This is a genomic window from Hungatella sp. L36, assembly GCF_014288035.1.
The window spans coordinates 238,666-263,253 of record NZ_JACOPC010000002.1 but is presented as its reverse complement, the minus strand read 5'-3'; the positions used below and the strand labels follow the sequence as shown (position 1 = coordinate 263,253).

Here is a 24,588-nt window from a genome sequence, read left to right as displayed (position 1 = left end):
AGCTGTGGGTATATATCTGCTCCTTTGGAAAAATTCTGCCGGAATTAATTGTTTCTTGCAATACAGCGTTTCTAATTATCGCTAAACAATCATGTTTTAGAAAATGGTTTAAGAAACTGAATGCCCGACATCCATGGTAACAATGCGAATTTTTTCAGTAGCCAGTTCTTTATGAAGATGGACGGCCATAAATACCGTAACAACAGCAGAGAGCACATCCGCAATGGGCTGTGCATAGAGAATGCCGTTCAATCCCAAAAGTCCTGGAAGAATTAGAATAACCGGTACAAAACAGATTCCCTGCCTGCAGGCTCCAAGAATACAGCCCTCTGTCGCTTTCCCCATTACAAGGAACAGGAAGGAATAGACTGTATAGAATCCAAAAAGCATGAAGGAAAGGCCATTTGCCCGTAATGCAATCTGCCCCACACGTATCATTTCCATATCTCCCTTCGTGAATAGCGACACAATCCCCTCTGAAAATATAACCGCAGCCAAACCAAAGATGACACAAAATATAGTTGACCAAAGAATCGATGTTTTAATGGCCTCATGCAGACGGTCATATTTTTTTGCTCCGTAACTGAACCCGGCAATCGGCTGAAAACCCTTCAAAAATCCAAAGACAATCAGGGTCCCTACGGTCATGATTTTTGTAACCGGCCCCATTGCAGCCAGTGCGGAACTGCCGTATTCTTTTGCGGCGCTGTTAATCATTGCAATAGAGAGGCTGGTCAATATCTGAAAGAGCAGTGTTGGAATTCCAATCTTCAAAATCTCAGACATGATTTCTTTAGAAAAACAGCAGTCCTTGATACGGAATGAAAACACGCTCTTTTTTCTAAAAATGTAGAACAGATAGACCACCGTAGAAATAATCTGTGAAATGGCGGTGGCAATGGCTGCGCCGGCAACTCCAAAATTCAAAACATAAATGAAAACAGGATCTAAAATAACATTAAGCAAAGCACCTGACATCAATGCACACATGGCCGTTTTTGCTGCGCCCTCGCTTGATACGATATTATTCATCGTGACGTTGAACACATTGAAAAGCGAAAACGTGATATAGATTGCTGTGTAAGTCATCGCATAAGGCATGATACTTTCTATTGCACCCAACTGTTTCAGAATCGGCTTTAGAAAAATGACAGATCCGATGATAACAATTGCTCCAATTAAGACGCTGCTGTATACGGCAGTGCTGGCAACTTTGTTTGCGGTATCTTTATCTCCTCGTCCAAGCAGACGAGACAAATAGGCGGCAGCGCCATTGCCAAATAACAGGCCAAGGCCGACTACCACCTGCCCAAGAGGAAAAGCTACCGTAATGGCACCCATCTGGTCGGTTCCCAAGCCCCCCACGAAGTAAGTATCCACCAGATTGTAAAGCGCGTTGATCAGCATACCAATCATGGTTGGAAGCCCCAGCGCCAGAAGTGCTTTCGGTATCGGCGCACTTCCCAGCAGTTCCATTTTTTTGTTTGGTTGATTCATGATTCGATCTCCTTTCACTCAATGCAAATTGTTAAATACAATACTATAAATTATAGCATGTAATGAATATTACTATAATTTATAGTATATGTCAAGAAAAAAATAAATCCCCCAGCAATCAAGGGATCAACTTCATTTTTTCAGGTAAGCGGATAATATCCATTTTGTGAAGCGCTCTGGTAATCGCAACATACAAAAGCTTAATATCCAAATTGCTACATGCGTAGTCATCTTCGATACAGGTTACAATAACCGCGTCAAATTCCAGGCCTTTTGATAAGTAGGCAGGAAGCGCCATGATGCCTCCGCCATATGCAGTATCACAATCCTTTAATAGCTGAATTTCCGGGAATACAGGAAGCATTTTACTATATATTTTCTTGGCGTCTGTTTCTGTTTTCGTAACGATTAACCTTTTCTGCGATTGCTTCAAATAGCTGCTTTTCAGAAGAAACCGTGATACATTGGGGCCTGTCGCCATGACGGACCACAGGTTTTGCCCTAACCAGACTTTCATCTTGAATAAGAGAAAGCACCTGATTTGCAAAATCCATAATTTCAATCGTTGTACGATAGCTCTGCTCCAATACCCGGTATTCGCAGATTCCGTGGAATACGTCTTTACAAATAGTATCCCAGGTGTCTATGCCACGGTATCCATGTATCCCCTGTGACAGATCTCCCAAAATAGAAAACTTATCGGTTCTAAGCACCTGTTTTAATACGGCAAACTGCAATTCGCTGAAATCCTGTGCTTCATCAATTGCTACAAACCGCGCGGGTATCGTATCATCAATCCCTTTTAGCTTCATCTGCAGAAACATAAGCGGAGCCAGATCCTCAATTTCAACCATATTCTTTTTGCTCATGAGCTGGCACTGCCCTGCTACATATTCTGCAACTTCCGGTATCAGGGCGCTGCCGCACAAATGGCATAGTTTTTCAGGATCAGACAAAAGCCTGCGATAATCTTTCAGCACATCAATTTTGGGGAAATTGTCCATATAGACAGATACGGCCGGCTTACATTCTTTTTTGAATTCTTCCTCTGCCTGATCCCGCTTATTGATTAAGTCTATTATCCGTGTGCGGCGTTCTTCGCCTACAGCCATATGATTGTGTAGATATTCAATTTCATCATCGTATGGCTTCTGAAGCTCTTCTTCAATTTTATCCCGCATTTTCTTGACATTGATTTTAAGCCGATTACGCAGGGACTCCAGGCGTTCAGCCCACCCTGCATCTGATTTCAAAAATATTTCACGTTGCACTTGCTGGGAAGTATACAGCACATGCCCCCATAGAACGAAGTCTTTATCCGGTACGGTTTTCTCGGTCAGCTCCAGAACATACTGTTCCAACGCCTCCAAGAATACTAATGAACCTTTAAACCGGCCGGCCTTTTTTATCAGGGCTTTCTCTTTTTCATCCGTCTTTGGCGAAATCAATGCAGCGAGTTTTGCATTTGAGTCTGCAACCTTATACTTTCCACCTGTTATGCTGGATGCAAGTTTGATAAAGGTGCTCTGTCTGACTTGATCCACGCCCAGTTCCGGTAAAACTGCAGAGATATAATCCAGAAACAAATCATTGGGCGCAATGATTAAAAAATCATGAGCGGAAAAATCTTTCTGGTAAGTGTAAATCAAATAGGCAATACGGTGTAATGCGATTGTGGTTTTGCCGCTTCCAGCCACCCCCTGCACGACCAGAGGAACAGAGAGCGGCGCCCTGATAATCTCATTTTGTTCAGACTGTATGGTAGAAACAATATCCTTCAACCGATTGTCTTTACTGTCGCCAAGTGCCATCTGCAAAAAATCATCATTGGCTGAAACGTCCACATCCATCATGGATTCCAGTTTCCCGTCCTCGATAAGATAATGCCGCTTTAAAGATAAGTTCCCATTAATTTTACCGCCCGGTGCCATATATGACACTTTTCCAATGGTATTCGCATAATAAACATTAGCAATAGGGGTCCGCCAATCCAGAACAATCTGTCCGCCTGAATGATCGCTTAAACCACTTTTGCCAATATAGAATGCCTTCGGCTCTTTTGCATGCTCTTCCGCGAAGTCAATTCTGCAAAAATAGGGGCTTTTTAACGCGCGAAGATATTGCCGGCGGCGGTTTTGGGCATCCTCCTCATTTTGAGCAGAAGTGGTCATAATTCCGAGCTGTTGGTTTATGTCTGAATAGCTTAGATTGTGGAGCAGTTCCTGAGCCTCTTTCCGTTGGCTTTCCTCCAAACTGTCCACACCTTGAATCAGTGCTTTTACCGTCTGAATCGTTTCTTCCAGCCTTACTTTTTCCTGCTTTAATTCTAATTCTTTATTCGCCATATTCTTCTCCTTTCGCTTGACATGGTTTGGAAAATATATTACTATAATTTATAGCTTTTGCAATGTTGAATATACTACTCTAAATTATAGTATGTGTCAAGAGAAAAAGGAGAATATTATGGCAACCATTGACTTGATCGTATTAGGGATATTAAAAAAAGAATCATTAAGTGCCTATGACATACAAAAATTAGTGGAATACCGCAATCTTTCAAAATGGGTAAAAATCAGCACTCCATCAATATATAAAAAAGTAATTCAGTTGGAGGAAAAGGGCTATATTAAAGGTACTCCGGTAAAAGAGGGGAAGATGGCAGAAAAAGCGGTCTACTCATTGACTGAAGCCGGGGCGCAGGAGTTTGAAACGCTCATGCTGGAACTTTCTTCTAAGCCTATCCATATATTTCTGGATTTTAATGCAGTCATTGTTAACCTGTCCAGCCTTTCTCCAGAAAATCAAAAAATCTGTCTGGAACAGATTGAAAGTAATGTGCAGACTTTGAAAACATATTTGCAGGAAAATATTGATCAAAAAGAAAATATGCCTGATATTCCCGAAACGGGTATGGCCGTTTTACAGCAACAATTTATATTGGCTGAGGCAATTGATGCCTGGATTGCAGATTTGAAAAATAAATTTGAAACGAAACAGGGTTGAAGTGTTTAAATAAACAAGGTACAGTCTCCACTCTTTGAGATACTGCACCTTGCTTATTTTTTCCTTCTTGCATTGCTAAACCTGTATTCGATGCCCTAAATGGTTTCAATGCCAACCTGACAAGTCAGCACCCATGTCACCACCATCAGCAAACATGTCAATCTGCACTGATTGTATCAACAATTGACAAATCACGAATACGTCTAGCTGGGTTCCTGACGGCTATAAAGGCTGTAACAACTACAAGCCCCACTATAATGCCTACAGTGAGCACCGGAACTTTCCACGGGTCGCCCCAGCGGGATGATACCATTTGAACAAACAGATATCTGTTTATGCACAGGCCAATCATACAGCCTACAATACTTCCGGCAATAGAGTAAGCAGCCGCTTCCGCTGTTACCATTTTTATAAGCTGCCGGTTACTCATTCCAATAGCCCGCATAGCACCATATTGCCGGATACGGGCCGATACGCTCATATTGATACTGTTTACAACATTGAACACGGTAATTAAAGCAATCACTACCAAAAAGCCATAGATAAATAAAGCAAATGAATAATAGGCTCCCACAGACTGCTGGTTGCTTTGACGGCGATCTGAAAAGCTGAACTCTGATCCCGCCATCTCACGGATACTATTTACCTCCTGATTGGTGACGCCGCGTTTAAATTGTAAATCAATAATTGTATATTGTGTTTTACCGTAAATGTGTTGGAATGTATCTTCCGTACAAATAACATTGGCCGTTCCCGGCGTGTTCGTAAATGGGCTTTTAGAAAGTATCCCTACAACATTCAAATCCTGTTGCTGTCCGTCTATATTCATCGTAATCTTATCGCCCACATGTAACATATATTCTGAATTGTACACTGCCAATACCGCGTTATCTGAGGCATATATATCCTCCACTTCACCCTCAACCAGATTTTCCTTCGCCCACGAAAGCTGATGCTCCTCATAGGAAATCAAATTGATCAACTTGTCTTCATTATTTGTAGGTATATCATAGGCGAACATTCTTCCGTATACCCGCATTACAAAGGACTGTTCTTCAAACTGTGGCAGCAGTTCCCTGGGTACATTGCCCGTATTGTCTTTACTTGTAATTGAGACATCTGGTGTATATGGTTCCAACGCATTGATAGCATGGTTCATAAAATCAATTGCTGGGGAGAACGCTAAAAACAGAATAATACTCAGTGCGAATGAGCCAACCATCAGAACAAAGCTCTTTTTATTTGACATAGCATGATTGACCCCCAACGAAGTGTCAATATGGAACAGGCGCGTATTGGCAGCCGTTTTTACAGACTGGCGGCTGAAGGCATTGCCGGAAACGGCCGTCAATGGAGAAACACTTGCAGCCTTTTTTGCTGGGGCCTGAGCTGCCAGCAGTACGGTCAGAAACCCTATAATAATGCCGCAGAGAATACTAATCCAGCTCACACGGAAAACAGGCAGTTCAGCAAAATATTCCGGGCTGATAAACTTGAGAGCCGCACACAAGCCCCAGACCACCACAATACCACAAATCAGTCCAATGGGGATTGCAAATTTACACCAGCGCAGCCCCTCCCGGCGGACAAATTTCATGATCTGCTTTCGAGTGGCGCCAACACAGCGAAGCATACCAAAAAACTCTGTTCTCTGCATAACATTACTATTTAGGCTGCTTGTAATCATCAGGACACTGGCAATCAGAACCAATAGGAATAAGATAACGGCACAGCCATAGAGCTGTATAATAAAATTGTTGTCGCTTTGGCCGAGAACAGCCAGTAAGTTTCCATTCTGGATCACTTGCTTTTCAGACAGATGGAGCTGATCGGCAATGTCCGCAATTACTTTTTGCATATTACAAAAAGGTGATAACTGCACGACCAACTGCTCCGTGTAATTTTCTGCCGGAATATGAGTACGGAACCCATTCATAGACAGCAGAGCTGAAAAAGTGTCCTGACGCATTTGTTTTGCTGAATTCTCGGCAAAACCGGAAATCACCAACGGTTCATTAATACCATCAATCTGTATGGTATCACCGATATCAACCTTTAGAAGAGATTTGGCATATTCCGATAAAACCACTTCATACACAGTTTCCGGAAATCTCCCCTCTGAAATTTCGGACAAGAACATGGAACGGAATGCCTGTTCATCAATACCGCTGACGGAGATTTTTCTTCCATCAACCCAAAATCCGTTTGTCTCATTCACATAGCCATACCAACCTGAACCAGTAACTTCAGGACGGGCCTGTATTAAAGCTCCTGTCTTTTCATCAATACCTGAGAAAATAACATGCCAGTTACCACCATTTTTAATCTCCTGATACTGCTGGCTGCGAATCTCCATTTCTGCCATACCGAATATAACCGTTACTAAAAAGACCGAGAGAATAATACAGATCAGCGTCATTTTCCCTTGTCGTTTATGCCTTTTAGCAGATAGGGGAATCAGATCAAGATAACTTTTCATTCTCTTTCTCCTCCCAAATCTGTCAACACACCATCTTTCACATGAAGCACACGATCTACGGAAGATGTTAAATTGTTGTTGTGAGTAATCATTAAAATTGTCTGTTGATAGCGGCGGGAAGCCTTCGTTAGTAAATCCATAACATCCTGACTATTTTTACTGTCAAGGTTCCCGGTCGGTTCATCTGCTAAAATCAGCTTTGGCCTTGTTATAAGCGCCCGCCCAATTGCTACGCGCTGCTGCTGTCCTCCGGATAATTGACTTGGCAGATGATGGCGTCTGTCTTTCAATCCCAAAACTCCCAAAATTTCTTCAATCGTTCCCGGCTCCGGTTTTCGGTAATCCAACAAAATAGGAAACATAATATTCTGCTCGACTGTCAGGTCAGCCACTAATTGAAAGGACTGAAAGACAAAACCGATATTACGGCGTCTGAATACTGTCCTCTGTTCCTCTTTCATAGAAAATAAATCCTGTCCATCCATCAATACGTTGCCAGATGTCGGCATATCCAATGCACCAATGCAGTTCAGCAGCGTACTTTTCCCGGATCCGGATTCCCCAACTACCGCCGCAAACTCTCCCTGCTCTAAAGTAAAGGAAACATCCTTCAGCGCCTCCACTTTTGCCTCGCCTTTGCCATAGGTTTTACATAAATGCTGTACTTTTAAAATTTCCATGTCCAGTTACCTCCTTTCCCCAAAGGATAACAGGCTTAGCTTACAATTAGGTGAAAAGCAGATTACAGTTCCGTAAGGAAGGAGAGGGTGAACATCGTCCCCTTATTTAAACTGCTTTGAACAGAAATAATGCCGTCCTGTCCTCCAATAATAGACTTTGCCAGCGGCAGCCCAAGACCAATCCCTTGTGTATCCAACGACTTTTTGCTGCGATAGAACCGTTTGAATATGTGGTGAATGTCCTCCGGCGCAATCCCTGAGCCATTATCTGAAATATAAACCCGCAGCATAATCGGACTATGTTCCCATGATATATGGATTTCCCCACCCGCTTCCGTGTGGTCTAAGGCGTTTTTAACAATATTCCCAATGGCTTCACTTGTCCATCCTACATCACAGAAAATCATTTCCTCTGTGGAACCGTCTGTTAAAATTTTCTTACCTTCGCGTTCCGCCCGTATTATAAGTTCACGAATAGAACGTGCTATTAAATCTGCGACATAGCAGCGTTCCTTTTCAAAATCAATACTGCCTGCATCAAGCCGGGTTATTTTCAGCATGGACTGAATCAATATATCCATGCGGTTTATGGCTAGTCCAGTTTTTTCTGAATACTCTCTTACCGTCTCTACATTCTCCGGCTCATCTGAAATAATCTCATGGTACATGGAGAGGGCGGTCAGCGGTGTTTTGAGCTGATGGGATATATCGGAAATTGTATTCTTCAGAAATTCCTTTGCTTTTTCCTGTGTATCGTTCTTTGATTGCAGAATGGTAGCCAGTTGATCTACAGATGCAAAAAACTGAAAGATGGCTCCTTCGTTTGCCTGCGTAAGATGGTGGGAAAAGTCTCCTTGGATAAAATGCAGGATTACTTGTGTGGCCTGTCTGTAAAGCTGTTCCCGCTTTCTAAAGAAAAGAAATGTTCCGGTAAAAAGCATCCCTGTAAGAACTACCCAGGCAATCATCATAAACAACCCTGTTTGCTGTTGAAGATCCGTTATAAACGGGAAAAATTTGATAGCGGTATGTGATGTTATGCCAATCCGGGTAAGCAGTTCTGTTCCCACCTCTGTCCCTGAAGTATTTGTTATTGCTCTGGCAATAACGTCCTCTGAAATGCCTTGCTCTAAGAGGGATGTTACAACAGCTCTGTCATGTTCCAGAAACAGGTCCCGGACTATGCTTGCCTGTTGCGAATACGCCCACATTCCAGAAAAAAAGAGCAGGAGCACAAAAGCAATCAGGAATTCACAGTAATGTCTGATTTGCCTGTCTCTGCCAAAGCTCATAATGACACCTCTTTCCACTGATAACCAAAACCACGGACCGTTATTAAATGTTCTGGCTGTGAGGGTATGGTTTCGATTTTCTCACGAAGCCGCCGCACATAAACAGACAATGTATTATCATCAACAAAATCGCTGGTGTTATCCCATAATTCATTCATTATATTATCCCGTGTTACGGTCCGGTTGGCATTCCGCACCAATAGACAAAGCAGGCGATATTCTGCGCTGGTCAAATCTAACGGCTGTCCTTTCAGCAGGACACGGCTCCCGTACAGGTCAATGGAAATATCCCCGCACTCAATCATGCTGCTGGTACTGGCCGTCCCTGCCCGACGCAGCAAAGCACGAATGCGTGAGCAGAGTTCTCCCAGTTTAAATGGTTTCGTAATATAATCATCACCGCCACTATCCAATCCCCTTATAATATTTACTTCCTCATCGGATGCGGTTAAAAAAATGATAGGAATTTGATTCCCCTGTTTCCGTACCTTATTGCACACATCAAAGCCGGTTCCGTCTGGCAGGGTAACATCAAGCAGCAGTAAATCGTAACTGCCAATTTGTTGCAGACATTTGATTGCTTCCTCTATAGTGCGGGCAATCGTAATATCAAATCCATTCCTTTTCAAGGAATAACGCAGTCCATCAACCAAACTGACATCATCTTCTAAAAGCAATATCTGACTCATGTGTATCACCTCATTTTCTCCTGTCAACCAGCTTTTCCATGTCTTTAAGAAAAACCAGGTCTTCACCATCTTCACTGCACCGGGGATGCGATCTTCTGCATAATAGTAATCTATCTGCAGAGTAGTCATGTTCCATTCCTGGCCTGCCTCTTTTAAGGTCACATTATTTCATGTCTGCACCTTTAATGGCTCTATTATAGTTCTGACATTGAAACAACACAAGCATGATTCAATGAGCTAACAAGCAATTCACACATAAAAACAAGGTGCAGCCTCTTAATATGAGAGAACTGCACTCTGCTTATTTTATACTAATTTTTCTACATTTAAATCCACAATAGAAATATCTTTTTCTTCAGATATCCTCCATTTGCATCTGGCAGTTAAACCTTCAGCATCCGGTATCCAACGCCAATATGTGTCTGGATATACTGCGGCGCATCCTGCGTATTTTCAATCTTTTTGCGCAGGGTTGCCATAAAAACCCGCAGAGACGCCACATCATTGTCCCATGAGCTGCCCCAAATTTCCTGTGTAATATAGGTGTGCGTAAGCACCTTGCCGATATTTTTGGCGAGCAGGCACAACAGCTTATATTCAATGGGTGTCAAATGTAACTCGGTATCTTCAAGAAAGACACAGCCCGCCGCATAATCAATTCTTAGTCTGCCGTTTTCGAAAAAGGTCTGCTGTGCTGGCATAACACCTTGTGTAGCAATCAGTCTACGCTGTGTCGCCCGAAGTCTTGCAAGAAGTTCTTCAACGGAAAAAGGTTTTGTGAGATAGTCGTCCGCCCCGGCGTCCAAAGCGTCTATTTTATCCGTATCCTCGCTTCGGGCGCTGATGACAATAATAGGCATAAGCGACCATGTGCGGATTTTTTTGATGATATCCACACCGTCAATATCCGGCAGACCCATGTCCAGCAGTACAATATCCGGATTATGCGAGACTGCTTCCAAAATGGCGGCTTCACCGGTAGACGCAGTCAAAAAACGATAGTCCTGAGTTTCCAATGTTGTCGTAATCAGATTGCGCACGGCTGCATCGTCTTCTACGACCAATATTAAAGATTTATTCATGAAGCGTTACCTCCTCAATGGGTAATGTAAAGCAAAAAACAGTTCCCTCCGGTTCATTGTCCCGCACTTCTATTGTTCCGCCATGGGCAGTGATAATTGATTTACAGAGTGCCAGTCCCAAACCAAGGCTGCGTCGGCTGTCGGCAATTTTTGTACTGGAAGTATAGAACATGTCAAAGATCCGGAGCTTGACCTCGTCAGAGATACCTGGACCGTTGTCAGAAATTTCGGTAACAACCCAATCGCCTGAAGTAAATGTGCGAACGGTTATAGTGGACCCTTGGGGCGTATATTTAATAGCATTGTCAACAATATTTATTACGACCTGTACGATAAGCCGCCCATCCATTCTGGCGAGCGCCAGCTCGTTTGACTGCGCCACCGTAATGTGATGCTCCACACTTTTCCGGTTTATATGGTGCAAAGCTTCCGCGACCACATCGTCCATAAGCTCCGGTTTCAGCCGCAGATTCATACTGCCGTCCTCTATGCGCGTAACCGCCAGCAGATTTTCCACTAAATTAATCAGCCACAATGAATCATCATAAATATCGCCATACAACTGTCTGCGCTTTTCCTGTGGGATAACTGTGTCATTGGCCAGAAGTACGCCCGCATTTCCAGAAATTGAGGTCAAAGGAGTTCGCAGATCATGGGAAATAGCCCGCAGCAGATTCGCACGAAGCTGCTCGTTTTTAGCAAGAACCGCCGCCTGCTCTTTCTCACGGGTGGTCTGCTCATTTTTAAGCGCCATTGCACATTCACCGAGTATGGAAAGCAGAATACTGCTTTCAAATGGCTCCAATGCTCCTTGTTCCATTACAATCCCCACAACACCGTATACCGCGTTTTCAATACGCACCGCCAAATACAGGCATTTGGCACTGGAAAGGGTGTCGGTTGTTGCGCCGGCACGTTTATTGTTTTGATAGACCCATGCGGCAACGGCCCGCTCGTTTTCTGAGCAATAGTCCTGTTTGTTCTGATTTTCGGAAAAGGAGAAAAACAGCGGTTCTGCCAGAGTATTGCCATCCTGTTTAGCATAGAATACAACACTGCGTTCCAACAGCCTTACTATCTGATGGGCGGTAACAGAGATAATATCTTCATTCCCGTTTACCTGCTGCAGCGCCTGATTAGTGTCAAACATGACTTTGGTTCGGTACGCTGCCTGAGCCGACTTCCGCGCCTGCCCTTTAATCCGTATTGCCAGATTGCCGGTGATTAATGCCGCCAAAAACATGATAGGAAACGTCACAAAATAGCTTGGATCATAGGCTTTAAACGTAAAACGCGGCGAGGTAAAAAAGAAATTAAACATCAAAACGCTTGCCAGCGAAGTTACTAAACAGTAAATTCGAGCGGAAGTGCACACCGCTGTCAAAAGGACGCCCAATATGTAAACGGTAATGATATTTGCTTCGCTGAAGCCAAAATGATAAAAGACAAAGCCAATACCGGTTGCCACAGCCAGAATTGCCGCGCTACGCAGTAGATCAGCGACAGAAAAAGGGGGGACCGGGTTTCCTGCCTTCTGCGGACGATAGCCCGGAACTGGTCTGTCCGGAAGGATGTAGACCTCCAGCTTCGGCGCGTATATGGTCAGCTTTTCCGTTAAAGTCTGCTTGGCAAACAGCCGCCTTTTCACGGCGTTGTCACGCCCTAATACGATTTTGGACACACCGGACAGACGCGCGTATTCAGCGATTTGCAGCGCGATATCATCTCCATAGGTAGTTTCAACCGATGCGCCAAGCTGCTCCGCAAGACGTATGTTTTCCCGCAGGCGAGTTTTATCGTCTGCGGACATGTTTTGAAATTCAGGCGTTTCCACAAAAAGTGCTGTGAATTCACCACGAAAAGCCTGTGCCATTCTTGCCGCCGCCCGAATAATCTTCGGATTGGTAGGGGAAGACGAAAGGCAGACCAGAATATGTTCGTCTGTATAATAATCACTGTTGTTCTGAACCTTCACACTTTCCGCCATACGGTTTACCCGGTCGGCGCAGCGTCTGAGCGCAATTTCCCGCAGTGCTGTCAGGTTCTCTACGCTAAAAAAATGATTAAGAGCCTGCCTTGCCTGTGCTTCCCGATAGATTTTTCCCTCATTTAATCGTTCAATCAGCTCCTGCGGCTCAATGTCCACTAATTCCACCTGGGATGCTCAATCAAACACCTCATCGGGTATGCGTTCCCGGACAGTGACACCAGTGATTGAGGCAACCATATCGTTGAGGCTTTCTATATGCTGGACATTTACGGTGGAATAGACATCAATCCCCGCCCGCAACAGTTCCCTGACGTCTTGATACCTCTTCCTGTTGCGGCAGCCTTTGGCATTGGTATGCGCCAGTTCATCTACCAGAATGAGCTGCGGCCTGCGGGCCAGCGCCGCATCCAAGTCAAATTCCTTCAATGCAATTCCATTGTAAACATCCTCCATAAGCGACAGGCATTCCAGATTCTGTGTCAGTGCGGCGGTCTGCGGTCTTGCGTGAGGCTCTACATAACCGATTACCACGTCCACACCGCGCCGCTTCGCGGCATTGGCATCCTTCAACATAGCATACGTTTTTCCTACGCCGGCGGCATAACCGAAGAATATCTTCAAATGTCCGTTCTTGGAACTTTGTTCGTCTTCCTGTATTACACGGAGTATTTCATCCGGTTTGTTTTTCTTCTCTTCCATATTACACCTCTCTCATCCCTGTGAATATAGAATACCATATTGAAAATAAATCAGATATAAGTATTACAAACTGTCTATTAAGATTGTATAAAAATGGCGTTAACCAGTATCCGTTCTATTTAAGCTGACAACATATCCATTATATCATACGCTTCACACATGCTCTGATTCCATAGGCCGCAGTATATTGTCTCATGACATTATAGCATAAAAGTGCGGAGAGACAGAAAAACCGTCTCCCCGCTTTTTTTACAGAATACCATCCAGCATTAAATTGACCTTTAACACATTCACTATTTTCTCTCCAAAGATGCCCAGGAATTGACCATCTGTGCATTTTGCTATGATTTCCCGCACCTCCTGCTCGCTTTTTCCGCTGGCTGTGGCAACACGCGTTACCTGATATTCCGCCGCTGCCGGAGAAATATGTGGGTCAAGCCCGCTGCCCGAACAAGTGACCAAATCCACAGGGATGGCCGTATCCTTCATTATGGGATTTGATTTTTGTATTTTTTCCACTCGTTCCGCTACCAATGCGGCATATTCGGCGCTTGTTGGGCTTAAATTAGAGGGCGCGGAGTACATTAATATATTGCCCTCCCCATCTCGATAAGTCGTCACATCCAAATTCATAATTCGTCCCCAAAAATGAGCATCATCCGTATAATACTGGCCAAGCAGCTCGCTGCCGTATTTCACTCCGCCGATTTCAATCATACTTCCATTTGCCTTCTGAGGGAACAATACCTGTGCAAAACCTGTCACTGCGCCAGTATAAAACACGCCGCACAATAGGGTAAAAATCAGAAAGAGGCCAGCCGCGCGCAGCAAAATATCTTTCATTGTTTTCATAAAGACACCTCCAAATTCTAATTGACTATGCAAGCCCGCAGGCTGCTAACAACATATCAATCAGTTTCACAAAAATGAACGGTGTGGCAAGCCCGCCAAGGCCGTAAACCTGCAGATTGCGGGAGAGTAACTTTCCAGCCGGTACTTCGCGGTATTTCACGCCCCTGAGCGCCAGCGGAATCAGCGCAATGATGATAAGTGCGTTATAAATAATTGCGGACAATACCGCACTCTGCGGAGAATGCAGTCCCATGACGTTCAGTGCGGCCAGACCGGGGTACAGTCCCATGAACAGCGCCGGAATGATTGCAAAATATTTCGCTACATCATTGGCGATTGAGAAAGTCGTCAAACTGCCGCGCGTCATCAAAAGCTGCTTTCCAATCCGCACAATTTCTATCAGCTTAGTGGGTGATGAGTCCAGATCTACCATATTGCCAGCTTCCTTTGCCGCCTGCGTACCGGTATTCATCGCAACCGCTACATCTGCCTGGGCCAATGCCGGTGCATCGTTTGTACCATCGCCAGTCATGGCTACAAGGTGTCCCTTACTTTGAAAATCGCGAATCATCATGAGCTTTCCTTCTGGGGTTGCTTCAGCGAGAAAGTCATCCACTCCGGCTTCCGCCGCGATAGCCGCCGCTGTCAGCGGGTTGTCTCCGGTAATCATAATGGTCTTAATTCCCATTTTCCGAAGATCTGCAAACTTCTCCTTCACGCCCTGCTTAACGATATCCTTCAGATGGATAACACCCAAAATTTTGTGATCTTTCGCCACAACCAGCGGCGTGCCACCCTGGTTAGCGATTTCCTTGACCACCCGGTCACAGTCGTTGGAGAATGTTCCTCCGGCCGCCTCCACATAGTCACGGACAGAATCCGCCGCCCCTTTACGGATTTCAAGCCCGTCATAGTCCACGCCGCTCATACGTGTGGCCGCAGTGAACGGGCTAAAAACCATGCCCCTGTCCTGCAGTGTCCGGCCCCGCAGTCCAAACTTTTCTTTTGCAAGTATCACAACGCTTCTGCCCTCCGGCGTCTCGTCAGCGAGGGAGGAAAGCTGTGCTGCATCGGCAAGCTCTCTTGGGTCGGCTCCGTCCACAGGAATGAAGTCACAGGCCTGTCGATTGCCCAGCGTGATTGTGCCGGTTTTGTCCAACATCAGAATATCAACATCTCCGGCTGCTTCAATGGCTCTGCCGCTCATAGCAAGCACATTGGCCTGATTGAGACGGCTCATTCCCGCAATACCGATTGCGGAAAGCAACGCGCCGATGGTGGTGGGCGCGAGGCAGACCAGCAGCGCCACTAATGTCGTAACCGAGGTTGGATTCGATATGTCAGCCAATTTTGCTGAAAAAGCAGAGTAAGCGTACAAAGACATCGTAACCAAAATAAAAATGACAGACAACGCAATCAGAAAAATCTGGAGTGCAATTTCATTCGGTGTCTTTTTACGTGCCGCGCCTTCCACCATAGCAATCATCTTATCAAGAAAACTCTCTCCGGCCTCATTTGTCACCTGAACAATAATCCAGTCGGAAAGAACTGTCGTGCCACCGGTCACAGCGCTGCGGTCTCCGCCCGCCTCCCGGATCACCGGAGCGGACTCTCCGGTAATGGCGGACTCATCCACGCTGGCAGCACCCTCGATTACTTCACCGTCCGCGGGAATCTGTTTTCCGGCTTTTACAATTACGATATCACCCTTTTTGAGAAGTGATGAGGATATTGCAATCGCGTCATTTTTACGGCTTATGGACGGGATGCGATGCGCTTCCACATCTTTTTTTGCAGCCCGCAGAGAATCCGCCTGCGCCTTGCCGCGTCCCTCGGCAATAGCCTCGGCAAAGTTTGCGAACAGGCAGGTGAACCATAAAATCACCGCGATGGTCAGCGTATAGCCCGAGGGGGCGTCCATAATTCCAAACAGGGAAACAACCCACAGTACGCTGGTCAGGACCGCGGACAGATAAACCAACAGCATAACCGGGTTTTGCGCCTGCGTTTTGGGATCCAGCTTTATAAAAGAATCCTTAATGGCTCTGCCGAGCATTTTTTTGTTGGCAAAAACGCTTGTTGCGTTCGTCATTTATGATACCTCCTTTATGCAATGCCGCTGAAGAACTCTGCCAGCGGCCCCAGCGCCAGCGCTGGGAAGAAACTCAGAGCGCCCACCAGCAGCACGACAAAGATGAGCAGGAATATAAACATTCCATTAGTCGTGGAGAGCGTTCCGGCAGTTACAGCAATTTTCTTTTTTTCGGCCAGGCTGCCCGCGATGGCCAATGTCCCTACAATGGGTAGAAAGCGTGCGAACAGCATGACAAGGCCGATTGAAACATTGAGGAATACAGTATTGGCATTAAAGCCCGCAAAGGCCGAACCGTTATTTCCTCCAGCGGAAGTGTATGCGTAAAGCATCTCGGAAAAGCCATGCGCGCCGCCGTTATTGAGACTGTCCATTACTTCCGGTACCATTGCCGCAGTTCCGCTTCCGGCTAAAATAGCAATCGGTGTGGCAAGACACGCCAGTACCGCCCATTTCATCTCACGAGGCTCAATTTTTTTACCAAGAAATTCCGGAGTGCGACCTACCATCAGCCCTGCAATGAACACGGTCAAGATGGCGAAGGCCAGCATCCCGTAAAGTCCACAGCCTACGCCGCCAAAGATTACTTCGCCAATCTGCATTTGCAGCATCTGCGCCAAGCCGCCAAGCGGAGTGTAACTGTCGTGCATGGAGTTTACCGATCCGTTGGAGGCTGCCGTAGTAAAAGCTGCCCAGGTAGATGATGCCGTAATACCAAAACGGGTTTCCTTGCCCTCCATGTTGCCGCCCGCCTGATCTATCATGCCCATATTTACATTATTATTTGGGGAAAGCATTGTAGCGGCGCTTTGTTCATTGACCGCAATCAAGCTGAGTGAAGCAATCAGCATTAGAAACATGGCTAAAAAGATTGCAGTACCCTGCTTTTTGTTTTTGACCGCCTTGCCGAAGGTAAAGCAAAGCGCCATGGGAATTAAAAGCAACGAGAGCATTTCCAACAAATTAGTGAGTGCATTAGGATTTTCAAACGGGTGAGCTGAATTGACGCCAAAGAAACCACCTCCGTTGGTTCCTGTCTGCTTGATGGCAATCTGGCTTGCTGCTGGACCCATTGGAACAAACTGCTCCGTTATAATTCTGGCATCAGGAACGAGTTTTCCGTCAACTGTTACCTTCTTTGTTTCAAGGTCGATATCTGCGTCTTCGAGAATCTCACTGCTTGCGCTAACCGCCACAGGCTCCAGCAGCATTACCTCCTCTGCCGGTTTCAGATTTTGTACCACGCCTCCAGCCACTAATAGCAGGGCGAGCACAAGGTTCAGCGGAATCAGAATATGTAAGACAATCCGCGTCATATCTACCCAAAAACTGCCGATTCCCTTTGCCTTGACCCTGGTAAAGCCACGAATCAAGGCAAACAGCACAGCAATGCCGGTGGCGGCAGATACAAAGTTCTGCACTGTCAGGCCAACAGCCTGCGTCAGATAGCTCAAAGTCGATTCACCGGAATACGACTGCCAGTTCGTGTTGGTTACAAAGCTGGCGGCGGTGTTAAAAGCTAAATGCCAGCTTGTGCCGGCGAGTCCCTGTGGATTGCCCGGCAGCGCGCCTTGTAAAAGCTGGAGCAGGAACAGGAAAACAAATCCAATACCAGAGAAAAGAAAAACGGATGAGAGATACTGCTTCCAAGTCATATCCTCACTCTCTTGCACATGAAGGACTTTGCATACAATCCGTTCGCAGGGTGTGAAAATTGAGGAGAAAATGGTTTTCTCGCCATACATCACCTTTTTCATGTAAGTTCCTAACGGAATTGCCAGCACAACCAAAACCGCCAGGTAAAGAACATATTGCATGATTGAACCAGCCATCAGGAATCCCTCCTTTTTTGCACCTGCACATCATATTTTTGCATAGGATGGATGTGCTTTGTAACTTTGTTATAAATAAACACAAACAGGGCGAAGGATGCAAGTATGACAATTACCATGCCCAAACGCCATAAAAAATAGATTCCCATTATTTCTCGTCTCCTCCCATTAAAATGTAAATGTAGTAGATTAGCAGCGCAGCCATGCACATGCCAATGATACCAATAAGTATTTGCATAGTTTATGTCCTCCTTATCGTCACAAATTATATATGAAAATGAATAAAAACAGCGTTAGCAGCCATGGAACCACATAAAGTTTCCATAAAATCAAAGCCAGCCAAACATCCATGCAATAGGTAATATGACTATCGTCGTACTGACACCAACTGCCGCTAAAATAAAAATGGGGACACCCACAACAATTCCCACAAAACTCAGGAACGGATGTTTAAATATAAAATGTTCTGCTTTCTGATCAAATGTGATTTCCCATGTCTTTATTGTCTGTATCATGTATGTCATGTTTTATTCCTCCTGCACATTCAGAATAGCAGAGAAAAAATAAAACCGGTAAAAAGAGGTGACTTTACAAGATTAAGATAAAGTAAGTGTGAGAAAAAATTGGAAAAAACGACAGATATATCACTTTCGAGTAGTGTTTCTTATTTTTTCTGCTGTTTAGTTTTTTTATCAACCACAAAAACTCCGTAGAATTGTTTAAATGCTCATGTTTCTATGGCTTGGGGTCATAATATTGCTGCATAGCCATCAGATTTCATGAATATGATGAAAAATTTATTCAGACATTGCATATAATCCTAATTCAGTAAAGCTGCTTTTAGCAATAAAATCTTGTCCCCATTATGCAAAGAACAGGGGCATGATGCCAGTCTATTGGCTCCCATGCCCCTGCTTATATTTAGATTTTGTCGTATATGCCCTTTAACGTATGCTTATCTAAAATATGCCCTTCCATCTTGTGATACAGCTCATTTAAGTAAAATCCCGTCTGCAGATCCAACAGGCCATCCAGTGCACAAACATGCAGCTCATAGGTATGTGCCTGATCGGGCGGTGTCATCCCCCCATAGAAGCAGGACCACTCCCTGCTCTGCTGTCCGCCCTGGATACTCGTCCAGCTATTGCAGCCCTGTATAAAGTCACTGGCCGTCTGGCTCTCATTATTCTTCAGCTCATTGCGCGTGATGTTCGCGGCCAGCCAATGAACCCATACAAATCCACCTGTAACCGGATAAGAGTCTTTGTCTTCCAGAATGACCGCAAAAGAAACGGTCTTCTCTGGCGCCTCCTCAATTTTAAATGGCAGGGAATACGTTGGAACCCCGTTTTCATTAAACTGGGTTCCGCGCCCTCCATATTGGTCCTGGATCTTTCCGCCAATGATTCCTGTACTCGTCACAATCATAATTCCACCTCCATGCGGTTTATTCAATACCATCATAGCCACATGGATCCCCGGCGTAAATTACCCACTTTTTCGTAGGTATTATTCCGGGACAACCCCCTTTTCAATCAGCAGCGCCTCTTTTCCCTGTGCTTTCAGATATTCAATCCCAATATGCTGCATGATTTTTAGTGCCTGCAAAAGCTCCCGGCCCTGTCCGTCCGTTAAGGAATACTCTACATGCAACGGATAGCCCTCAAAGGATTTCTTCTCTACAAAACCATAGTCAATCAGCTCCTTTAGCTGCTCCAACAGCATCTTCTGTGTAATCCCGTCAATATCCTTTTCCAGCCTGGCAAGGGAGGTCGGTCCCAGGCGCAGCCGCCATATAATGATTGGCTTCCATTTGCCTTTTATCATATCATGCACCAGTTCCAGGGGGCATGTAAATTCTTCCCGCATTTTCATATTGCTGTCACATCCTTTGCCCCCTATCTTACCTCAAATTCTCTTTTTTCTCAATGCCATTGACAGCTTTGTAAATCAGATCAACATCCCATTATTAGGGCTTATAATTTGTCCTGTCATGGAATCCTGGACTTGAACCGTACAGATTAATTCCGCAATGTCTTCCGTTGTTGAAATCCTCTGTAATGGAATAATGCTTGCTAGAACAAATTAGCGATATCTGTCAGAGATATTTATCTATTTTGCAGTTCTATCCCATTCTCCTCTGGATAACATACCAGACGAATCAGTTCAGCACTCCCCGTTTCTTCTTCATGCAGTTGTATCGATAGTTCTGTACATAACCTATTTTCCTGGTTATAAACACAGTAATTCAAAATAGGTGATGACAACGCATTTGATATCATAAGCTCACTGCCATCTGTATCGTAAAGTTTCCCGCTGCTATCCTTCCAGTAATCCGGAATCCAATATACATCATTATCTCTAATGAAAATTGTTTCAAGACCAGTCCCCATATCCTCAATATTCAGTTCATAATGGTAGCCTTCTTTCGCAACCATCTGCAAAGTATAGCCTTCCCCCAATGGTGTCTCCGTTCTGGTCAACGAAAATACTCTCCCTGAACCTATGTCCAATACCTCTTTTCCAGAAACATCTTTCGCATACACCGTCAAAGGAAGCAGCCCCCTCTCATTGGATATGTGGGAATCGTTGCTTAATGGGAAGACAATACTGGCGATTACAACAGCACCCACAAGAATTCCATTCCTCAGTCGCGCCTGTTTTCTTCTCTTTTGTGCAATCGTCCTGCCGTTTCTAAGAATTCTTTGTTTCACCTGGTCATCTAAAACCATTTCCTCTGGTAAATCAGATAGTTTTCTCATTGTCTCACTCCTAACTGCCTGCTTAATTCCTCACGGCCTCTCTGAAGTCTCTTTTTGATTGCTGACTCCGATATTTTTAGCATTGCTGATATCTCTTTTATGGAATATCCCTCGACAGCAAATAATATCAAAACCTCCTTTGATTTGCCTCGCAGCCGGGAAATCTCATGTAACAGTTCCCATTCTTTGAATGAATCAATCTTAATAGGAATCTCCTCAAGCTCATACTGCGGATGTCGCTTCCAAAAACGTATCTGATTCTTACAAATATTGATACATACCCTCAACAGCCATGCCTTTCCATGTTCTTCATCAGCAAACTTTGGCTTTTTTACAAGCATACGCACATAAGTTTCCTGTACCGCATCCTCGGCATCATGAGTATTCGACAGCATAAAAAAAGCCATCCGGTATATCTGATCCATATATTTCAAAAATAATTCTTCTCTATCCATTAGCACTTGCACCTCTATAATAGTACACACCAAATAAGCCTCTTTCGTGACATTATATTTTTATTTTAGCATACTGCTGGACCTGTTCCGTTATTTTAATAGTAATTGACAAATCAGCTAAATTAATGCTACAATACATACGACTAATATAATTAGTCATAAAATATTTTGGGGGAAATTTTATGAAGCAAAACTTAACTCCTGCAGAGCAGGCAATTATGGAGATTTTGTGGAAAAATAATCACTGGATGACGATCAGTGAGTTAATCGAGATTTTTGAACACTTAGGTAAAGATTGGAAACGCCAGACAGTAAATACATTTTTAGCTCGATTAATAGAAAAAGGTCTTGTTGTAAAAAACGGTAGAAAGTATTTCTATACTTATACCAAAGATGAGTATGAAGCGCAGATCGCTTCGGAAATGCTCAAGACCCTTTATGGAGGATCTTTAAAGAATTTTATAGCTGCTCTGTCTGGCAACCATACCTTAACCGATGAAAATTTAAAAGAGTTAAGGGAATATCTAGATAATTTTTAACTACTAAGCGGGGTACGAATCTTGAACATAATTTTTACTATGTGCTTCACTGGAAGCACCTTATTTTTATTATACTTATTAGCCATCAAAGTTTTTAAAAATAATTTAAGTAACCGTTGGAAATATGTTATATTGAAATTTGTACTCCTTTTTTTTCTTACTCCATTAGGTTTTTTTAAACTGCTTCTACCTAAGTTGGAAAAACTGTCAGAGTTCCAATTATCCGGAGATTTGCCGATTATGGTATCAACCCCTGATGGAATTTATCCAAATTTTACATATCAAACCAATAAAACTGTTGTAATTATATGGATTGTTACGGCAATTATTATATTCATTTGGCAACAACTAAAATATTTCCATTTAAAAAAATTAGTAAAACAGTCCATGACAGATATTGTTGATTTAAATATATTAAGTTTTATTGATTATTGTCGCCATAATATGGGGATAAAAAGAAAAGTCCAGGTTTTTTATTCAAACTACCTAGGTCCTTTTACAACAGGATTTTTTTCACCCGTGATCGTTCTTCCCACTGGTTTGCCCTTTGAAAAACAAAAACTTATTATCAAACATGAGATGGTTCATATTCATCGCTGTGATACACTTTTTTTATTTCTAAGACATCTCGTTGCTTGCTTTTACTGGTTCAATCCCTTGGCTTATCTTTTTGAAGCTCAAGTTGAAAAAATAGTGGAAGCTTCATGCGATGAATCTGTTATCCGCGATATGAGTCAAAAAGAACGTAAAGCTTATGCTTTGCTTATTATAGATATGGCTGCATATGACGTGCAATATCGCAGAACTTATGCATCTTCATTTAGTAACTCAACCACTAGTCTAAAAGAAAGGATGGATATTATTATGACTCCACCAAAAACAAAGAAATTTAGCAGAAAATTATCTGTAATACTCACCTCATGTATGGTTTTATGCAGTAGTTTTACTTCTTTTGCCTACCAGCCATCAACAGAGCTTGATATGCTTGGAACTTTTTCAACGAATCCTTTATCTAATATTAATTCCTCTGACACTGTAGTTTTTCAAAGTGGGGACTTTCAACCCGAGAATCAATATGGGCCTATTTTGTATAATAACCAATTTACCGATATTAATGGAAATATTTATAACATTGATTCCGACCGTTCCAGTTATGCGACCTGTGAACATAATTATATTGATGGGACGCTTTCAAGACATACAAAAAAAAGTGATGGCAGCTGCATTACAAAATTCTATGATTCTCAGCGCTGCACTAATTGCGGTCAATTAATAGTGGGCGAATTAATTAATACAGAGACATATACAAAATGTCCTCATTGATGATATCTAATTTTTTCTATTAAGAAACACAGGTCTTGAATTTCCAACAAGATTCTGTGTTTTTTATTTATAAGAATTCAATGCTCTTAGGGCAGCCAGGATTTCCCCTTTAGGATCTCTCCCGAATCATCTTCAAATAAAGTCGTGCAAACGGCGTAAAAGCCATCATACCTTGCTTCCTCCACAATCTTTTGTTCATCCAGAACATATAAGATGTCTACGGTCTCTCCATCATTTGTAACTGCTGATTTATCAATGAATCTTGCAGGATCATTCGGATTTTTCCATGTTTTCTTATGATTTCCGCCTGCAAGTATGGCTTTTGTCCGCTCCACCTGCTTTTCTCTGAGTTCTCTCTGGTACTCCCGCGAGTTTAGAAACCATTTCATGTGTTTTTCCTATACCTCGACCAAAAGAAGGTACTGTTCCCTCTGCGAAAAATGTAACTTGATCTGTTCTGTTTTTAAAGGAAATCGATACAGCAAACTGGACACCCCCCTGCGTCTGCAATGGTTATTTCGACAGGCACAGCTGTACCCTGAAGAATCAGTCCTACTTTACATGATAAATGCGTAAAACAGCCCTACTTTACATTTTTTGCAAAATAGGGCTGATTGAGTTGCATTTAATTTGATAAAGTTGCATTAATTTTGAAATTTAACCCTTTTCACATTTTTTTAATGTGACTGGTGGAATTTACTCTTGCACTGAAATTTACTTTTTCAAGTCAGCAAACAAATACTCTCCCTTTGAAGAACCATATCTGTTTAATGCTTCAACGGTAGTTTAACGTTTATGTTCTTTAATATACTTGATACAGCAGATAATAATACAAATTAACGCACTAAATTCCAAGATTTTTAATATTACAGAAAAAATCAATGTTAATAACGGAATATATTGCATGCTACTACCTCACTTATAAAAGATAAAAAACATAGAAGGAAATGACAGCTTAATTTTATATATACTAAACACTAAGAGTTGTGTCAACACATATTTTATTACGATTATCACCAGAGTTACCCGGAGAATACATTAACATTTCAACATAGCAGTTCATTGTATATTGGCCGCCCACGTCAAAAGTTTCATAGCCATCAATGAGATATTCTTCATCAGTCATCTTAATTGTATAGCTTGAACTTTTATCCGTTATGGAAGCCCCTTGTGGATGAACTGCTGTTATTGTGGAACCTATCACACGAAATCTCTGAAAATAGGATCGGTCTTACAAATACCTGCACATCTTGGCGGAATTAAAGTGTTAAAAACGACTAATTATTATAGTCATTATGTTAGCACCTTTTTTTACTATTGTC

The 24,588-nt window shown here is 43.4% G+C and carries 18 protein-coding genes and 3 pseudogenes; 3 read left to right on the top strand and 18 right to left on the bottom strand.

Annotated features, from left to right (window positions below; translation table 11 throughout):
* Positions 1-108: 108 nt before the first annotated feature.
* The 3 genes from H8S80_RS06810 to H8S80_RS06800 form a co-directional block, all read right to left on the bottom strand.
* A complete protein-coding gene (locus tag H8S80_RS06810) occupies positions 109-1,497 on the bottom strand; it encodes an MATE family efflux transporter (protein ID WP_055650790.1) in 1,389 nt (462 codons plus the stop codon).
* Positions 1,498-1,615: 118 nt separating this feature from the next.
* Positions 1,616-1,795 carry an ATP-binding domain-containing protein gene (locus H8S80_RS35025; protein ID WP_167594040.1) on the bottom strand — a complete coding sequence of 60 codons (180 nt, stop codon included), beginning with the start codon at positions 1,793-1,795 and terminating at the stop codon, positions 1,616-1,618.
* Positions 1,796-1,865: 70 nt separating this feature from the next.
* Entirely contained in the window at positions 1,866-3,842 is a 1,977-nt protein-coding gene (locus H8S80_RS06800; protein WP_055650789.1) for a HelD family protein, read from the bottom strand.
* 118 nt (positions 3,843-3,960) lie between these two features.
* Here H8S80_RS06800 and H8S80_RS06795 point away from each other — a divergent pair, with 118 nt between their 5' ends.
* Positions 3,961-4,500, top strand: a complete 540-nt coding sequence (locus tag H8S80_RS06795) for a PadR family transcriptional regulator (protein ID WP_055650788.1) — start codon at positions 3,961-3,963, stop codon at positions 4,498-4,500.
* Between the two features lie 157 nt (positions 4,501-4,657).
* Here H8S80_RS06795 and H8S80_RS06790 read toward each other — a convergent pair whose 3' ends face one another.
* From H8S80_RS06790 to H8S80_RS06725, 14 genes and pseudogenes are all read right to left on the bottom strand, one after another.
* Positions 4,658-6,979 (bottom strand): ABC transporter permease, encoded by a 2,322-nt coding sequence (locus H8S80_RS06790; RefSeq protein ID WP_055650787.1) that lies wholly within the window; start codon positions 6,977-6,979, stop codon positions 4,658-4,660.
* Positions 6,963-7,659 (bottom strand): annotated as a pseudogene (locus tag H8S80_RS06785) (ABC transporter ATP-binding protein). The gene H8S80_RS06790 and the pseudogene H8S80_RS06785 overlap by 17 nt, the downstream one beginning before the upstream one ends.
* A gap of 62 nt (positions 7,660-7,721) precedes the next feature.
* The gene (locus tag H8S80_RS06780) at positions 7,722-8,951 is read right to left on the bottom strand and encodes a sensor histidine kinase (RefSeq protein ID WP_006775768.1); all 1,230 of its coding nucleotides are present in this window, start codon (positions 8,949-8,951) and stop codon (positions 7,722-7,724) included.
* Positions 8,948-9,640, bottom strand: coding sequence for a response regulator transcription factor (locus H8S80_RS06775; protein WP_055650825.1), 693 nt, complete (start codon positions 9,638-9,640; stop codon positions 8,948-8,950). The genes H8S80_RS06780 and H8S80_RS06775 overlap by 4 nt, the downstream gene beginning before the upstream one ends.
* Before the next feature lie 383 nt (positions 9,641-10,023).
* Complete coding sequence (locus H8S80_RS06770; protein ID WP_006775765.1) at positions 10,024-10,722, bottom strand: response regulator; 699 nt, start codon at positions 10,720-10,722, stop codon at positions 10,024-10,026.
* Positions 10,715-13,411: pseudogene (locus H8S80_RS06765) on the bottom strand (ATP-binding protein). The gene H8S80_RS06770 and the pseudogene H8S80_RS06765 overlap by 8 nt, the downstream one beginning before the upstream one ends.
* 249 nt (positions 13,412-13,660) lie before the next feature.
* Entirely contained in the window at positions 13,661-14,263 is a 603-nt protein-coding gene (gene kdpC, locus H8S80_RS06760) for a potassium-transporting ATPase subunit KdpC (protein ID WP_006775762.1), read from the bottom strand.
* A 25-nt stretch (positions 14,264-14,288) separates the two neighbouring features.
* Entirely contained in the window at positions 14,289-16,355 is a 2,067-nt protein-coding gene (gene kdpB, locus H8S80_RS06755; protein ID WP_006775761.1) for a potassium-transporting ATPase subunit KdpB, read from the bottom strand.
* Positions 16,356-16,369: 14 nt separating this feature from the next.
* The gene (gene kdpA / locus H8S80_RS06750; RefSeq protein ID WP_055650785.1) at positions 16,370-18,187 is read right to left on the bottom strand and encodes a potassium-transporting ATPase subunit KdpA; all 1,818 of its coding nucleotides are present in this window, start codon (positions 18,185-18,187) and stop codon (positions 16,370-16,372) included.
* 329 nt (positions 18,188-18,516) lie between these two features.
* Positions 18,517-18,711, bottom strand: coding sequence for a hypothetical protein (locus H8S80_RS06745; protein WP_006775758.1), 195 nt, complete (start codon positions 18,709-18,711; stop codon positions 18,517-18,519).
* A gap of 397 nt (positions 18,712-19,108) precedes the next feature.
* Positions 19,109-19,615: a YbhB/YbcL family Raf kinase inhibitor-like protein gene (locus H8S80_RS06740; RefSeq protein WP_055650784.1), complete on the bottom strand. Its 507-nt coding sequence runs from the start codon at positions 19,613-19,615 to the stop codon at positions 19,109-19,111.
* An 81-nt stretch (positions 19,616-19,696) separates the two neighbouring features.
* Positions 19,697-20,062, bottom strand: coding sequence for a winged helix-turn-helix transcriptional regulator (locus H8S80_RS06735; RefSeq protein WP_006775756.1), 366 nt, complete (start codon positions 20,060-20,062; stop codon positions 19,697-19,699).
* Positions 20,063-20,295: 233 nt separating this feature from the next.
* Positions 20,296-20,949: a hypothetical protein gene (locus H8S80_RS06730; RefSeq protein WP_006775755.1), complete on the bottom strand. Its 654-nt coding sequence runs from the start codon at positions 20,947-20,949 to the stop codon at positions 20,296-20,298.
* Positions 20,946-21,434: an RNA polymerase sigma factor gene (locus H8S80_RS06725; protein ID WP_243010345.1), complete on the bottom strand. Its 489-nt coding sequence runs from the start codon at positions 21,432-21,434 to the stop codon at positions 20,946-20,948. The genes H8S80_RS06730 and H8S80_RS06725 overlap by 4 nt, the downstream gene beginning before the upstream one ends.
* A 152-nt stretch (positions 21,435-21,586) precedes the next feature.
* Between H8S80_RS06725 and H8S80_RS06720 the strand changes: the two genes are divergently transcribed.
* Entirely contained in the window at positions 21,587-21,943 is a 357-nt protein-coding gene (locus H8S80_RS06720) for a BlaI/MecI/CopY family transcriptional regulator (protein WP_006777049.1), read from the top strand.
* 21 nt (positions 21,944-21,964) lie between these two features.
* Entirely contained in the window at positions 21,965-23,266 is a 1,302-nt protein-coding gene (locus tag H8S80_RS06715) for a M56 family metallopeptidase (RefSeq protein ID WP_118033135.1), read from the top strand.
* 107 nt (positions 23,267-23,373) lie between these two features.
* On the opposite strand, the pseudogene H8S80_RS06710 reads toward H8S80_RS06715, so the two are convergent.
* Positions 23,374-23,628: pseudogene (locus H8S80_RS06710) on the bottom strand (IS1634 family transposase); the annotation flags it as partial.
* Positions 23,629-24,588 lie beyond the last annotated feature (960 nt).